Consider the following 13785-nt stretch of genomic DNA (forward strand, 5'->3'; position numbering starts at 1 on the left):
GGCTACTTGCGGCTCCTCTTCAGGCGGCGGCCGCGCGACTCGGGCTCGCTCTGCGGGGCGGGTGCGTCGGCGCCGAGGTGTCCGATCATCTCGCCGGCCAGGGCGCTCGCCAGCTGCTTGACCGCCTGGCTCATCTGGTGCTCGGGGTCGGCCACGATCACCGGGCTGCCGGCGTTGGTCGCCGCGGCGATCTCGAGGGAGCTCACGATCTGGGCGTCCACGCTCATGCCGAGGATGCCCTCGACCTTGTCGGCGTTGATGCCCACCTCGTCGTCCGCGCGGTTGAGCACCAGGTGTCGGTTGTCGCGGGCGATGTGGAGGGCGTCGAAGGTCTCGACAGCGACCTTGACGTTCTTCAGCGTCGGTACGTCGAGGGTGGTGACCAGCACGACCTCGTCGGTCTCGTCGAGGGCGGTGAGGACCTGCTCGTCGAAGGCCGGCGCGGTGTCGATGACGACGTAGTCGAAGGTCTCGCGCAGGGTCCGGATGATCTTGGAGACCAGCAGCGGCGTGACCCGCTCGCGGGTGTCCGGGTGCGGGGGAGCGGCGAGCACCATGAGCGAGTCCTGGTGCCGGGTGAGCAGCCCGTCGAGCATCTCGATGTCGAGGGAGTCCTCGGAGCCGATCGCCTGCTCGATCGAGTGCGTCGGGAACAGCTGCATGGTGATGGCCACGTCGCCGAAGGCCAGGTCGAGGTCGACCAGGCACACCCGGCGCGCGCCCTTCTCGGTGAGGGCGAGGGCGAGGTTGACCGAGAGCGTGGTCTTGCCGACGCCGCCCTTGGGGGAGAAGACCGCGATGACCTTGCTGACGTGCAGACCGCCGCTGGGGCCGCGCAGCGCGACGTACAGCTCGAGGGCGCGGTTGAGCGCGACGGCCAGCGTGGTGGTGTCGCTGACGTGGACCACGTCGCGCGCGCCGGCCCGCATCGCCGCGGCCAGCAGCTCGCCGTCCAGGGTCTCGCGGACCAGGATCGTGCTGATGGCGGGGTGCGTGGTGCGCAGCGCCTCGCAGGTGAGGACCGAGTCCTCGTCGGTGAGCGTCGGGCCCAGGAGGACGACGTACTCCTCGCTGTGCGACCCGAGCCACGCGGAGAGGCGGTCGATCGACTCGACGCCGTGGGCCCCGGCCGGCATGGACGCCAGCAGGGACTCCACGATCATCGGGTCGGGGTCAACGACGACGGGCATGTGGGGGGTTCCTCACTTGAAGAGGGTCGTGGCGTCCATGCCGGCGGTGTCCGGCTGCACCTCGCTCTTGTCGGTCAGGAGCGCGAAGGAGAGCTCGCCGTTCGACTCGGCCCAGGTGGTCTGCTCGACCTGCTTCTGCGACAGGGCCAGCGTGATCAGCGTGCGGGGGAGCTGCTCGGTGGTCGCGATGCCCGTCTGGTCGGTCGTCGTGGTGGAGACCGGGGTGGTCGAGCCGACGCCGAGCACCGTCACCTTGTCCAGCAGCAGCCGCGTGAACGGCTGGCCGCTGGCCTGGTCGGTGCCGGAGTAGAAGACCGCCACGGTCGAGCCGGGGTTGACGAAGCCGGCCACGCGACCCGGGTCGGTGAGGTTGATCGACTTGGCCATCATCCCGTCCGGGATCTGCAGGCTGGTCTGCACGGCCGCCGAGGTCCCGAACTTCGCCGCGATGATCTGCTCACCGGGGTAGATCGTGCCCAGCGCCACGGTCCCGCCCAGGGAGTCCGTCGTGGTCTGGTAGCCGTCGAGCAGCGAGTCCTGCGACACCGCCTGCAGGGCCAGCTTGCCGGCCGCCTGCGCGTCCTCGAACGTCTCACCCGGGTTGATCTGCGCGGTCGCGCGGAGCACCTCGACGGTGTCGAACTTCTTCTCCGCCCGGGTGTCGGCACCCTTGGTGTAGAGGAAGACGAGGGCCGAGCCCAGTGCTGCCACCAGCACGGCCACGACCAAGAGAATCCTGCGTCGGTCCATCGACCAGACCTTTCCGTCCCACGGGGAGGCAGGCTGATCTGCCGACCAGCCCCTGTCCCACGAGTGCTGTCCCTCGGTCTAGAACTCTAGGAACGAGCCGCCCCGCCCGTACGCGTTTTGCCGGAACTCGTGGGACGGGAGATGCGTCAGCGCGCCAGCCGCCTGGACGGGCCAGGTCGGCCTGGTCACTGCAGGTCAGAGCGATGCTTCGAACGGCGGAGGCTCAGCCCGACGGCGAGGGTCGACACCGGACTCCACCACCACGCTCGTCGCGCCGAACCGTCCCGGGTGCCGCCGTCGCGCGTGGAGTGCGTGCTGCGCACGCAGCGCGCGACGGCGGCACCCGGGACGGTTCGATGACAGCGCGACGAGCAGACCGTGCCGGAGGCCCGGTCAGTACAACCCAGCGACGTCGTCCTTGTTCTCGCGCATCACGACGTTGCGCTTGAGCTTGAGGCTGGGGGTCAGCTGACCGCCCTCCTCGGTCCACTCGTCGACGAGGATCCGGAACTTGCGGATCGACTCGGCCTTGGAGACGGCCCTGTTGGCGTCGTCGACGGCGTCCTGGATGGCGGCGTTGAGGTCGGGGTCGTCGACGAGCTGCTCGATCTTGTGGGTCTTGCCGTGCTGGTCGGCCCAGGCGTCGAGGGCCTCGCGGTCGAGGGTGACCAGGGCGGCGATGAAGGGCTGGCCGTCGCCGACGACGAGGCACTGGTCGACCAGGGCGTGGGCGCGGACGCGGTCCTCGAGGACGGCAGGGGCGACGTTCTTGCCGCCGGCGGTCACGAGGATCTCCTTCTTGCGGCCGGTGATCCGGACGAAGCCCTCGTCGTCGACCTCGCCGACGTCGCCGGTGTGGAACCAGCCGTCGCTCTCGAGGACCTCGGCGGTGGCCTGGTCTTCGTGCCAGTAGCCGGTGAAGACCTGGCCGCCCTGGAAGAGCAGCTCGCCGTCCTCGGCGACGCGGACGGCGGTGCCGGGCAGCGGGCGGCCGACGGTGCCGATCTTGACGGCGTCCGGGAGGTTCACGGTGAGGGCGGCGGTGGTCTCGGTCAGGCCGTAGCCCTCGAGCACGGTGACGCCGATCCCGCGGTAGAAGTGGCCGAGACGCTCGCCGAGCGGGGCGCCGCCGGAGACGGCGTACTCGCACCGGCCGCCGAGGGCGTCGCGCAGCTTGCCGTAGACCAGCCGCGAGAACACGGCGTGCTGGGCGCGGACCCGGAACGGGACCTTGCCCTTCTCCACGCCGCGGGAGTAGGCCATCGCGACCTCGGCGGCGCGGTCGAAGATGCCGCCGCGGCCGTCGGCGGTGGCGCGCTGGGAGGCGGTGTTGAAGACCTTCTCGAACACCCGGGGTACGGCGAGCACGAACGTCGGGCGGAAGGCCTGCAGGTCCGCGACCAGGTTCTTGATGTCGGCGCTGTGCCCGAGGCGGGTCCGCGACTTCACGCAGCCGATCTGGATGATCCGCGCGAACACGTGGGCCAGCGGCAGGAAGAGCAGGGTGGAGGAGTCCTCGGTCTCGAACAGCCGGTCCAGCTCGCCGACGGCCACGCCGAGCTCGACCATGAAGTTGCCGTGGGTGAGCATGCAGCCCTTGGGGCGCCCGGTGGTGCCGGAGGTGTAGATCAGCGTCGCGAGGTCCGAGGGACCGGCGGCGGTCCGGCGCTCCTCGAGGGTGGCCTCGGGGATGTCCTGCCCGAGCCGGCTGAGGATGTCCACGGCGTTGTCGGTCAGCGACCAGACGTGGTTGAGCTCGGTGAGGTCGGCGCGGACCTCGGTGATGCGGGCGACGTGCTCGGGCGTCTCGGCGACGACGGCGCGGGCACCGGAGTCCTCGAGGATCCACTGCACCTGCTCGGCCGAGGACGTCTCGTAGACCGGCACGGTCACGGCCCCGGCGAACCAGATCGCGTAGTCGAACAGCGTCCACTCGTAGCGCGTCTTGGAGATCAGCGCGACCCGGTCGCCCGGCTCGATGCCGGAGGCGATGAGCCCCTGGGCGACGGCGGCGACCTCGTCGCGGAACCGGGCGGCGGTGACGCCGGTCCAGCCGTCCGGCCCGGGCCGGCTGAACACCTCGTCGGAGCCGTGGTCGCGCGCGTTGGTGACCACGTCGTCGGTGAGGTTCCCCGAGGTCGGCGGCTCCATGGTCGACGGCGTGGAGTACTCGCGCACGGCCGCACGTTACCGCCGGGCAACGAGAGGGCGTCGATCCGGTACGCTCGCAAGCCGAGTCGGAGGACCGGAGCACGACCAGGGCAGGACCAGCGCGCAGGGGGTATCGGTGGCGGAGCAGACGACGTCCTCCATCACGGTCGACGCGCCGCCGGCGGCGGTCATGGACGTCATCGCCGACTTCGACGCCTACCCCCAGTGGGCCAAGGGCGTGACCCAGGCCGAGACGCGCTCGTCGTACGACGACGGGCGGGCCCGCGAGGTGTTCTTCGCCCTCGACGTGAGCCCGATCAAGGACGAGTACACGCTGTCCTACGACTGGGACGGCGACCGCGAGGTCACGTGGACCCTCGTCGAGGGCAAGATGCTGCGCGCGCTGGACGGCGCCTACGTGCTGCGCGACCTCGGCGGCAGCACCGAGGTGAACTACCGGCTCGCCCTCGACGTCTCCATCCCGCTCATCGGCATGCTCAAGCGCAAGGGCGAGAAGATCCTCATCGACACCGCGCTGAAGGGGCTGAAGAAGCGCGTCGAGTCGCTCGGGTAGCCCCTTTGCGCATCCTCCTCTTCACCGGCAAGGGCGGTGTCGGCAAGTCCACCGTGGCCGCCGGGACCGCCGCCCTCGCCGCCGCCTCGGGCCAGCGCACCCTCGTGCTGTCCACCGACGCGGCGCACTCCCTCTCCGATGCCTTCGGCGCACCGGTCGGCCCGGAGCCGACCCAGGTGGCCGAGCGGCTCTTCGTCCAGCAGGTCGACGCCCAACTGCGCTTCGAGCAGTCCTGGGCCGAGATCCAGGGCTACCTGCTCTCGGTCCTGGACACCACGGGCATGGACCCGGTGGCCGCCGAGGAGCTGACGGTCATCCCCGGTGCCGAGGAGGTGCTGGCCCTGCTCGAGCTGCGGGTCCAGGTCCTTTCCGACGACTGGGACGTGGTGGTCGTGGACTGTGCGCCGACCGCGGAGACGCTGCGGCTGCTGGCGCTGCCCGAGGCCCTGGGCTGGTACATGCAGCGCGTCTTCCCGGTCCAGCAGAAGGTGGTCAAGGCCCTGCGCCCGGTGCTGAGCCGCGCGGCGGGCGTGCCCATGCCGGGTGGGGGCGTCTTCGACGCCGTCCAGCGCCTGCACGCCGAGCTCGAGGAGGTGCGCGCCCTGCTGTCCGGGCCGGACGCCAGCGTGCGGATCGTGCTCACGCCCGAGGCCGTGGTGCTGGCCGAGGCGCGCCGCGCGTACACGACGCTGTCGCTGTTCGGCTACCGCGTCGACGGCGTCGTGGCCAACCGGGTCTTCCCCTCCGAGGGCGCCGACGACTGGCGCGCCGGCTGGGTCCTGGCCCAGGACGAGGTCCTCGGTCAGGTGGAGGAGTCGTTCGCGGGCGTGCCGCTGTGGCGCTCGGAGTACCGCCCCGGCGAGCCGGTCGGCGTTGAGGCGCTGGGGGACCTGGCCCGCGACCTGTACGCCGGGAGCGACCCGCTCGGGCGCGGCGGCGTGCGCAGTCCGTTCGAGGTGGTCACCGAGACCGGCGGCGTCCGGCTGCGGCTCCGGTTGCCGTTCGTCACGCGCGACCAGGTCCACCTCGCCCGCAGCGGGGACGAGCTGGTCGTCACCGTCGGCTCCTACCGCCGCCTGCTGACGCTGCCCCAGGGACTGGCCCGGCTGCGGGTCGCCGGGGCGCGCGTCGATGATGACGGGGTGCTGCAGGTGACGTTCCGCGACCCGGCGAGCGAGGCGGTCGGATGAGTGAGGGACCCTCCGGCGACGAGCCGGTCGGCAGCGTCGGCGAGGAGGCGGCCAAGCTGTTCGGGGCGCTGGCCGACTGGGCCGGTGAGCACGTCGGGGACGTCGACGAGCACCTGGCCACCGGCAGCACCGAGTGCCTCTACTGCCCCGTGTGCCGCACGGTCCACGCCGTGCGCAACGCCAGCCCGGAGCTCAAGGCCCAGCTGACCACCGCCGCGTCGTCGTTCCTCCAGGCCGCGGCCGGCCTGCTGAGCGCGGCGGGCACCACGCCACCGCCCGCGCAGCCGCGCGTGCAGACCATCGACCTCGACGGCGACCCGGACGGGGAGGACCTCTCGTGACCCTCGCGTGCGGCGTCGACGTCGGCGGCACCAAGATCCTCGGCGGCGTGGTCGACGAGGACGGCTCGATCGTCGAGGAGCTGCGCGTCGAGTCGCCCGCGACCGACGCCGAGGCCATCGAGAAGGCCATCGAGCACCTGGTCACCGAGCTCAAGAGCCGCCACGAGATCGCCGCGGTCGGGGTCGGGGCGGCGGGCTACATCGACAAGGCCCGCTCGACGGTCCGGTTCGCGCCCAACATCGCCTGGCGCGACGTCAGCCTCAAGGCCGACCTCGAGGCGCTGGTCGACCTCCCGGTCGTGGTGGAGAACGACGCCAACGCGGCCGCCTGGGGCGAGTTCACCTTCGGCGCCGGCCACGACGTCGACGACCTGCTGCTGGTCACGGTGGGCACCGGCATCGGCGGCGGCATCGTCCACGACGGCGAGCTGCTGCGCGGCGCCTTCGGCATCGGCGCCGAGATCGGCCACATGCGGGTCGTGCCCGACGGCATCCTGTGCGGCTGCGGCAACCGCGGCTGCTTCGAGCAGTACGCCAGCGGCAGCGCCCTGGTCCGCGACGCCCGCGCGGCCGCCCGGGCCGGCTCGCTGCTGGCGCAGGGGCTGCTGGACCTCGCCGGCGGCGACCCCGACCAGATCACCGGGCCGCTCATCACCGAGGCCGCCCGGGCCGGCGACCCCTTCGCCACCGAGCAGCTGGCCGGGCTGGGCCGCTGGCTGGGCGAGGGCATCGCCTCGCTCACCGCCGTGCTCGACCCGGCCGTCGTGGTCCTCGGCGGAGGCGTCAGCGAGGCCGGTGACCTGCTCATCACCCCGGTGCGCGCGGCGTTCCAGTCCCAGCTCACCGGCCGCGGGCACCGACCCGTGCTGGAGATCCGCAAGGCCCGGCTGGGCAACCGGGCCGGCCTGATCGGCGCGGCCGACCTGGCCCGGCGGTGACGGTGGCCGCACCGGCCCGGCGTACCCGGGTCCCTCGCTGGGACCCGCTCACCGTCGGCGTGGACATCGGCGGCACCAAGATCCTCGCCGGCGTCGTCGACTCGCACGGCTCGGTCGTCGAGGTGCAGCGCCGGCCCACGACCGGCCACGACGTCGCGCTGGTCGAGGACACCATCGTCGATCTGGTCCAGGGCTTCCAGCAGCAGTACGACGTCGCCGCGGTCGGCGTCGGCGCGGCCGGCTTCGTCGACGCGAGCCGGTCCACGGTGATGTTCTCCCCGCACCTCGCCTGGCGCGACGAGCCGCTGCGCGACCGGCTGACCGCCCGGATGTCGATCCCGGTCGTGGTCGACAACGACGCCAACACCACCGCGCTGGGGGAGTCGCGCTTCGGCGCGGGCGTCGGTCACCGCTTCGTCCTGTGCATCACGCTCGGCACCGGCATCGGCGGCGCGATCGTGCTGGACGGCCGGGTCTACCGCGGCGCCAACGGCATGGCCGGCGAGTTCGGCCACATGCAGGTCGTGCCCGACGGCCACCGCTGCCCGTGCGGCAACCGGGGCTGCTGGGAGCAGTACGCCTCCGGCAACGCCCTCGAGCGCGAGGCCCGCGAGCTGGTCGTGGCCCGCTCGCCGATGGCCCACGCGCTGCGCGAGCTGTGCGGCGACGACCCGGACCAGCTGAGCGGCCCGCAGGTCACCGCGGCCGCCCAGGCGGGCGACCCCATCTCGGTCGAGCTGATCGCCGACGTCGGCCGCTGGCTCGGCACCGGCGTGGCCGGGCTGGTCGCGGCCTTCGACCCCAGCGCGGTCATCATCGGCGGCGGGGTCTCCGACGCCGGCGAGCTGCTGCTGGCCCCCACCCGCGACTCGATGGTGCGGCACCTGGTCGGCCGCGGCTACCGGGCCGAGCCGCCCGTCGTACCCGCCGTCCTCGGGCCGCAGGCCGGCTTCATCGGCGCCGCCGACATGGCCCGCTCGGCCGCCCGCCGCTCGCGTCGGGCGGACCGCCGCCGGGACCGCCGGGGGCGCTGGTTCGGCGTCCGCGACGAGCTCTAGAGCCGCGCGCCGTCGTCCCAGGGGTCGACGTCCTCGCCGCGCGGCATGTGCACGACCAGGTAGACGAAGCCGCCGATGAAGGCCGCCACCAGGAGGTAGCCCAGCCACGGCGGCAGGTGCACGCCGAGGATGAGGCAGATCAGCAGCACCGACGGCGAGCCGAACAGCCCGCCCCAGGCCACCATCCGGTCCGGCGCGACCGTGGGCAGCGGCGGCGGGGGCGGCGGGACGAAGGCGTCCTCGGGGTCCTCCTGGACCGGCTCGCGGGCCTCCGCGGGCTGCGGCAGGGGCCGGAAGAGCCGCTCGAGCCGCTCCTCGCGACCGGCGTCGGCGCCCGGCTGCGCAGGCGACTGGTCGACGGGGTCGTCGTCCAGCTCGACCCGGTCGCCGTAGTTCTCGACGATGGCGCGCCAGGCGTCCTCGTCGCTGTCGCGCTGCACGGGACGAGCGTACGCCGAACGGGGAGGGGGTTAGGCTTCGACGGGTTTGCGGGATCGGTCTCGAGGGGGTCGCTGGGTGTTCTACTGGTTCCTCAAGTGGGTAGCGCTCGGCCCGTGGCTCCGGCTCGTCTTCCGGCCCCAGGTGACCGGGGCCGAGCACGTCCCCGCCACCGGCCCCGCGATCCTCGCCAGCAACCACCTGTCGTACTCCGACTGGATGTTCATGCCGCTCACGCTGCCGCGGCGCGTGACGTTCGTGGCCAAGGCGGAGTACTTCAACACCCCGGGCATCAAGGGCTGGTTCCAGAAGAAGTTCTTCTCCGGGGCCGGCCAGGTCCCCATCGACCGCTCCGGCGCCAGCGCCGCCGAGGGCGCGCTGTCCGCGGCCAAGCGCATCCTGGACGCCGGCGAGCTGTTCGGCATCTACCCCGAGGGCACCCGCTCCCACGACGGCCGGCTCTACCGCGGCAAGACCGGCGTGGCCCGCCTGGCCCTCGAGGCCAAGGTCCCGGTCGTCCCGGTGGCCGTGGTCGGCACCGACGTGGTCGCCCCGCCCGGCCAGACCTTCGGCAAGTTCACCCGCCCGATCGTGCGCTTCGGCAAGCCGCTGGACTTCTCGCGCTACGAGGGCATGGAGAACGACCGCTACATCCTGCGCTCGATCACCGACGAGATCATGTACGAGATCATGCGGCTCTCCGGTCAGGAGTACGTCGACATGTACGCCTCCCGCGCCAAGGAGGAGTCCAAGAAGGCGACCGACGGCTCCTCGGCGCCCGCCGACGAGCAGAAGAAGGCGTCGTAGCTCCGCCTGTCGTGCGCCGGCTCGCGACCTGGTGGTTCGGGCCGGCCCTCACCGTCGAGGACCGGTTGTTCCGGTGGCTGGCGGTGTTGCGGTTCCTGGTGCTGGCCGACGCGGTGGTGCTGAACGCCTACCGCGCGGACAACTTCACCCGGCCCTGGCTCGGGCTGCTCTGCGTCCTGGTGATGCTGGCCTGGACCCCGCTCACGTCCTGGCTGTTCACCGCCCCGCACCGGCGCACGCTGCCGCTGCTGGGTCTCGACCTGGCGTTGGCCGTGGCGCTCATCCTGGTCTCGCCCGCGGTCAAGGGCGAGGGCTTCAGCGCCACCGTGCCCGGCTTCTGGGTCATCGGCGCCCTGATGGCCTGGGCCGTGCACTACCGGTGGCTCGGCGGCCTGCTGGCCGGCGCCGCGCTGGCCGCCGCCGACCTCGTCGTACGCCAGCACGTCACCCAGGCCAACGCCGGCAACGTCTTCCTGCTCGTCCTCGGCGGCCTCATCGTGGGCTCCATGGCCGAGTCGCTGCACCGCATGGCCGACGAGCGCGACCGCGCGCAGCGGGCCGCCGTGGTCGCCGCCGAGCGCGCCCGCCTGGCCCGCGCCGTCCACGACGGCGTCCTGCAGGTCCTCGGCCTGGTCCAGCGGCGCGGCGGCGAGCTCGGCGGCGACGGCGCTGCGCTGGCGCGGCTGGCCGGCGAGCAGGAGGCCGCGCTCCGCACGCTCATCCGCGAGCAGGACTCCGTCGCCGCTCCCGACGGTGGTCTCGTCGACCTGGCCGCCGCGCTCGTCCACCTCGGTGCCCGCCCCCGCGTCGAGGTGGTCACCTCCGGCCGGGTCGAGCTCCCCGCCCCCGCGGCCGCCGAGCTGGTGGCCGTCGTCGGCGCCTGCCTGGACAACGTCGCCCAGCACGCCGGTCCCGACGCCTGCGCCTGGGTCCTCCTCGAGGCGTACGCCGACCGCGTGGCGGTCTCGGTCCGCGACGACGGCCCCGGCATCCCGCCCGGCCGGCTCGAGCGGGCCGAGGCCGACGGTCGGCTGGGCGTCGCTCATTCGATCAGGGGGCGCATGGCGGACCTCGGAGGGAGCGCCTCGGTGACGACCGGGCCGGACGGCACCGAGTGGGAGCTGTCGCTCCCGCTCTGAGCCGTGCGCACGAGCCGGACGACGAGCAGGAACAGCACCACGACCAGGACCGCGCTGGCCCGGAGCGCCCCGCTGCCGGCCGCCATCGCGTCCACGAACGCGTTGTGGGTCCACGCCAGCCGGTAGTCCAGCGCCACCCGCTCGACGACCGCGCCGAGCAGGATGACCACCAACTGCACCGCGAGGACCGGCGCCAGCAGCGCGCGGGCCACGCGCCCGGCCCACGGCGTGGCCAGCGCGAAGGCCGGCGTCGCGGCGGCCAGGAACTCGAGGCCGTAGCGGTAGCCGTAGATCGGGTCACCGCCCGTGAAGCCGATCAACGCCCCCTGCAGCAGGGTGTAGACCAGGCCCCCGGCCAGCAGCGACGTCGCCCAGAGCGGCAGCTCGCGCCAGGCCCGCACGAGCGCCGGGAGCAGCACCAGGAGGACCGGGGTGAAGACCAGGATGCCGCGGTCGGGGGAGACCCACAGGCCCAGCTGGTTCGGCACGTCGACGAGGCTCCTGCTCACCTCCGAGAACGCGCCGGCGCCGTACAGCGCCGTCGGGTCCCACGACCCGTAGACCCACTTCGTCCACAGCGACAGCAACAGCAGGGAGGCCAGCCCGGGAAGGCCACTGCGCGCGGCCACGGCCAGGCTGCGGCGTCGCCACGCGACGCTCAGACCGACGACGGCCACGATGAGCGCGGCGTGGGGGCGCGCCCACAGCAGCAGGACGCCGCCGAGGCCCACGGTCCACCACCGCTCGCGCGGGGCGGCGAAGGCGATGAGGGCGATGCCGAGCACGCTGACGGTCTGGGGCCAGATGCCGTTGGCCGCGGTGCTCCACACGGGCGTGGTGAAGGCGAAGGCGGCGGCCGCGACCAGGGCGGTCCGTCGCTCGAGCCGGGTGGTCAGCGCGAGGAAGACGAGGAGCACCGCGAGCGCGGTGAGCAGGGCCGCTGTGACCGCGGCGGGGAGGACGGTCATCGTGTCGGGCTGCGTCAGGAGGTACGCCGGCAGCCCGGCGATGACCACGGCCGGCGCCCGCGTGATGACGTGGTGCCCGTTGGGGGCGTCGTCGTCGACGTAGACCCAGCGGAGCACGTGGCCGTCCAGCTGGGGGACCTCGACCCCGTCGAGGTACGGCGATCCGGTGGTCGCCAGCTGGTAGGACGCGAGGTTGGAGCTCCACACGTCGAGGCACAGGTAGCCGCGGCTGGCGGTCGCGGCGAACACCAGGAACGTCACGAGGAACAACGACGCGCCCAGCCTGCGGGTCGTCCAGGTGCGCACCGCACCATTGTTCGGGCCCGGCCGCGGCGACGTACGGCGAATCGGCGAAGTCGCGGCGGGCATGCTGGTGGCCGTGACGATCCACCGCACGCACCCGTTCGCCGACGCCGAGCCCGACCCCGCGCGGCGGCTGCGCGGCCGGCTCGGCGGCGCGGTGACGCTGTGGACCACCGGCTCCGGAGTCGATCGGGCGGGCCTGACCGTGACCTCGCTGCTCGTCGCGCTGGGCGACCCGCCGCGGGTGCTGGGTCTCGTGGATCCGGACTCCGACCTGGCCCTGGCGGTGGAGGAGACCGGGACCGCGGTGGTGCAGCTGCTGGCCTGGCCCGATCGCGACCTCGCCGAGGCCTTCGCGGGGACCGCGCCCGCGCCCGGTGGGTTGTTCCGTCAGGCGGAGTTCACCGACACGGGGTGGGGTCCGCGGCTCGCGCACGCTGCGACCTGGGCCGGCGTACGGCTGGAGCAGGGGCGCGACGTCGGCTGGTCACGGGAGCTCACCTGTGTGGTCGAGCACGTCGAGGTCGGCCCGGACACCGAGCCGTTGGCCCACCGCCGCGGGCGCTGGATGCGCCCCTAGCCCACCGGCACCGGCGCTGCGTCCTCGCGCCTGGCCCGCCGCAGCTGGGCGTCGGTCCACGCCCGGATACCCGAGTAGGAGGCGAACAGCACCGCCACGGCCAGGACGGCGACCGCGGGCCCGCCGTGCACCATCGCGTGGACGAAGGCGTTGTCGGTCCAGCCGTCGGTGTCCCACAGGGTCACCCGGTCCACCACGGCGCCGAGGACGATCACGGTGAACTGCAGCGCCAGCACCGGCGCGATGACCCGTCGGGCCCAGCCGGTGGCGCGGCACGCCGCGATCGCGTACGCCGGGGTGGCGCAGGCGAGGAACTCGAGTCCGTAGCGGTAGCCGTAGATCGGGTAGCCACCCGAGAAGCCGATGAGGGCGGCCTGGATCACCGTGTAGGCGAGGCCGGCCAGCAGGAGGTCGGTCGACCAGCGCGGCAGCCCCCGCCAGCAGCGGACCACCGTGGGGAGCAGGAGCAGCAGCAGGGGGGTGAAGACGAAGAGCCCCCGGTCCGGCGACACCCACATGGCGGCCTGGTTCACCGGGTCCAGCAGGCTCTGCTGGACCTGCGAGAAGGCGCCGGACCCGAACAGCGGCATCGGGCTCCAGGATCCGTAGATCCAGTGGGTCCAGAGGCATAGCAGCGGCAGCGAGAGGGCACCGGGCAGGCCGCCCCGCAGGGCGATCCGGACGTCCCGGGCGCGCCAGGCCGCGGCGAGCGCGACGACCGCGACGATCACCGCGGCGTGCGGTCGCGCCCAGAGCAGCAGCACACCTGCGACCCCGACCCACCACCACCGGTCGACCGTCATCGCCCACGCCGCGATGGCGATGCCGAGCACGGTGATGGTCTGCGGCCAGATGCCGTTGGCCGCCACGCTCCAGACCGGGGTCGTCAGCCCGAAGGCGGCGGCTGCGGCGGTGGCCTGCCAGCCTTCGACGACCGTGCGCACCGCGCGGTGGACCAGGACGACGGCCAGGGCGGTCAGGGCCGCGGCGGTGACGGCAGCGGGGAGCACCGTCATGTGGTCCGGCTGGGTGAGGAGGTAGGCCGGGAGGCCGGCCAGCACGGCCGCGGGCGCACGGGTGATGACCGTGTGGCCGTTGGGGGCGTCCTGGATCCACACCCAGCTGATGACGTTGTTCTCGAGCTCGGGGATGCGCACCCCGTCGATGTACGGCGTGTGCGCGGTCGCCAACCGCCAGGACGCGTAGTTCGAGGTCCACACGTCGAAGCAGAGGTGGGCCCGCCCGGCCGTGACCACGAAGACCGCGAAGAAGAACAGGAACAGCACCAGGTCGGTCCGTCCCCGGGCCGAGGTCGCGGTGCGCCGCGCCAGCTCTCTCACGGCGTCCATCGTGGTCGC

14 protein-coding genes are annotated in these 13785 nt (G+C 73.1%); 8 read left to right on the forward strand and 6 right to left on the reverse strand.

What is annotated here, in order from left to right:
• Positions 1–2: 2 nt before the first annotated feature.
• The 3 genes from G5V58_RS06895 to G5V58_RS06905 form a co-directional block, all read right to left on the reverse strand.
• On the reverse strand, positions 3–1190 hold the full coding sequence (locus tag G5V58_RS06895) for an AAA family ATPase (RefSeq protein ID WP_165230260.1): 1188 nt from the start codon (positions 1188–1190) through the stop codon (positions 3–5).
• Positions 1191–1202: 12 nt separating this feature from the next.
• The gene (gene cpaB / locus G5V58_RS06900; protein WP_165230263.1) at positions 1203–1913 is read right to left on the reverse strand and encodes a Flp pilus assembly protein CpaB; all 711 of its coding nucleotides are present in this window, start codon (positions 1911–1913) and stop codon (positions 1203–1205) included.
• A 420-nt stretch (positions 1914–2333) separates the two neighbouring features.
• Positions 2334–4118, reverse strand: coding sequence for an AMP-dependent synthetase/ligase (locus tag G5V58_RS06905; protein ID WP_165230266.1), 1785 nt, complete (start codon positions 4116–4118; stop codon positions 2334–2336).
• Positions 4119–4227: 109 nt separating this feature from the next.
• On the opposite strand from G5V58_RS06905, the gene G5V58_RS06910 reads away from it, so the two are divergent.
• The 5 genes from G5V58_RS06910 to G5V58_RS06930 are packed head-to-tail and all read left to right on the forward strand — an operon-like array spanning position 4228 to position 8192.
• Complete coding sequence (locus G5V58_RS06910) at positions 4228–4665, forward strand: SRPBCC family protein (protein ID WP_165230269.1); 438 nt, start codon at positions 4228–4230, stop codon at positions 4663–4665.
• 5 nt (positions 4666–4670) lie between these two features.
• Complete coding sequence (locus G5V58_RS06915) at positions 4671–5855, forward strand: ArsA family ATPase (RefSeq protein WP_165230271.1); 1185 nt, start codon at positions 4671–4673, stop codon at positions 5853–5855.
• Positions 5852–6196, forward strand: coding sequence for a hypothetical protein (locus tag G5V58_RS06920; protein WP_165230274.1), 345 nt, complete (start codon positions 5852–5854; stop codon positions 6194–6196). The genes G5V58_RS06915 and G5V58_RS06920 overlap by 4 nt, the downstream gene beginning before the upstream one ends.
• Positions 6193–7134 (forward strand): ROK family glucokinase, encoded by a 942-nt coding sequence (locus G5V58_RS06925; protein ID WP_165230277.1) that lies wholly within the window; start codon positions 6193–6195, stop codon positions 7132–7134. Before G5V58_RS06920 ends, G5V58_RS06925 begins: the two co-directional genes overlap by 4 nt.
• A gap of 2 nt (positions 7135–7136) precedes the next feature.
• Complete coding sequence (locus tag G5V58_RS06930; protein ID WP_230487144.1) at positions 7137–8192, forward strand: ROK family glucokinase; 1056 nt, start codon at positions 7137–7139, stop codon at positions 8190–8192.
• Here G5V58_RS06930 and G5V58_RS06935 read toward each other — a convergent pair.
• Complete coding sequence (locus G5V58_RS06935; RefSeq protein ID WP_165230283.1) at positions 8189–8632, reverse strand: NADH dehydrogenase subunit 6; 444 nt, start codon at positions 8630–8632, stop codon at positions 8189–8191. The genes G5V58_RS06930 and G5V58_RS06935 overlap by 4 nt on opposite strands.
• A gap of 76 nt (positions 8633–8708) precedes the next feature.
• Here G5V58_RS06935 and G5V58_RS06940 point away from each other — a divergent pair, with 76 nt between their 5' ends.
• On the forward strand, positions 8709–9437 hold the full coding sequence (locus tag G5V58_RS06940; RefSeq protein WP_165230286.1) for a lysophospholipid acyltransferase family protein: 729 nt from the start codon (positions 8709–8711) through the stop codon (positions 9435–9437).
• 11 nt (positions 9438–9448) lie between these two features.
• Positions 9449–10576: a MacS family sensor histidine kinase gene (gene macS, locus G5V58_RS06945; protein WP_165230289.1), complete on the forward strand. Its 1128-nt coding sequence runs from the start codon at positions 9449–9451 to the stop codon at positions 10574–10576.
• Here the strand turns inward: macS and G5V58_RS06950 are convergent.
• Positions 10480–11850 (reverse strand): hypothetical protein, encoded by a 1371-nt coding sequence (locus G5V58_RS06950; RefSeq protein WP_165230292.1) that lies wholly within the window; start codon positions 11848–11850, stop codon positions 10480–10482. The genes macS and G5V58_RS06950 overlap by 97 nt on opposite strands.
• A 73-nt stretch (positions 11851–11923) precedes the next feature.
• On the opposite strand from G5V58_RS06950, the gene G5V58_RS06955 reads away from it, so the two are divergent.
• Positions 11924–12427, forward strand: a complete 504-nt coding sequence (locus G5V58_RS06955; protein ID WP_196240568.1) for a flavin reductase family protein — start codon at positions 11924–11926, stop codon at positions 12425–12427.
• Here G5V58_RS06955 and G5V58_RS06960 read toward each other — a convergent pair.
• Positions 12424–13767 carry a hypothetical protein gene (locus tag G5V58_RS06960; RefSeq protein WP_165230298.1) on the reverse strand — a complete coding sequence of 448 codons (1344 nt, stop codon included), beginning with the start codon at positions 13765–13767 and terminating at the stop codon, positions 12424–12426. The genes G5V58_RS06955 and G5V58_RS06960 overlap by 4 nt on opposite strands.
• Positions 13768–13785 lie beyond the last annotated feature (18 nt).

The organism is Nocardioides anomalus (assembly GCF_011046535.1).
GTDB classification, from domain to species: Bacteria; Actinomycetota; Actinomycetes; order Propionibacteriales; family Nocardioidaceae; genus Nocardioides; species Nocardioides anomalus.

What these genes read in the sequence shown, in the direction of transcription:
- G5V58_RS06920 (WP_165230274.1), top strand. Translation starts at nt 5,852, where the DNA reads ATGAGTGAGGGACCCTCCGGCGACGAGCCGGTCGGCAGCGTCGGCGAG.
- G5V58_RS06895 (WP_165230260.1), bottom strand. Translation starts at nt 1,190, where the DNA reads ATGCCCGTCGTCGTTGACCCCGACCCGATGATCGTGGAGTCCCTGCTG.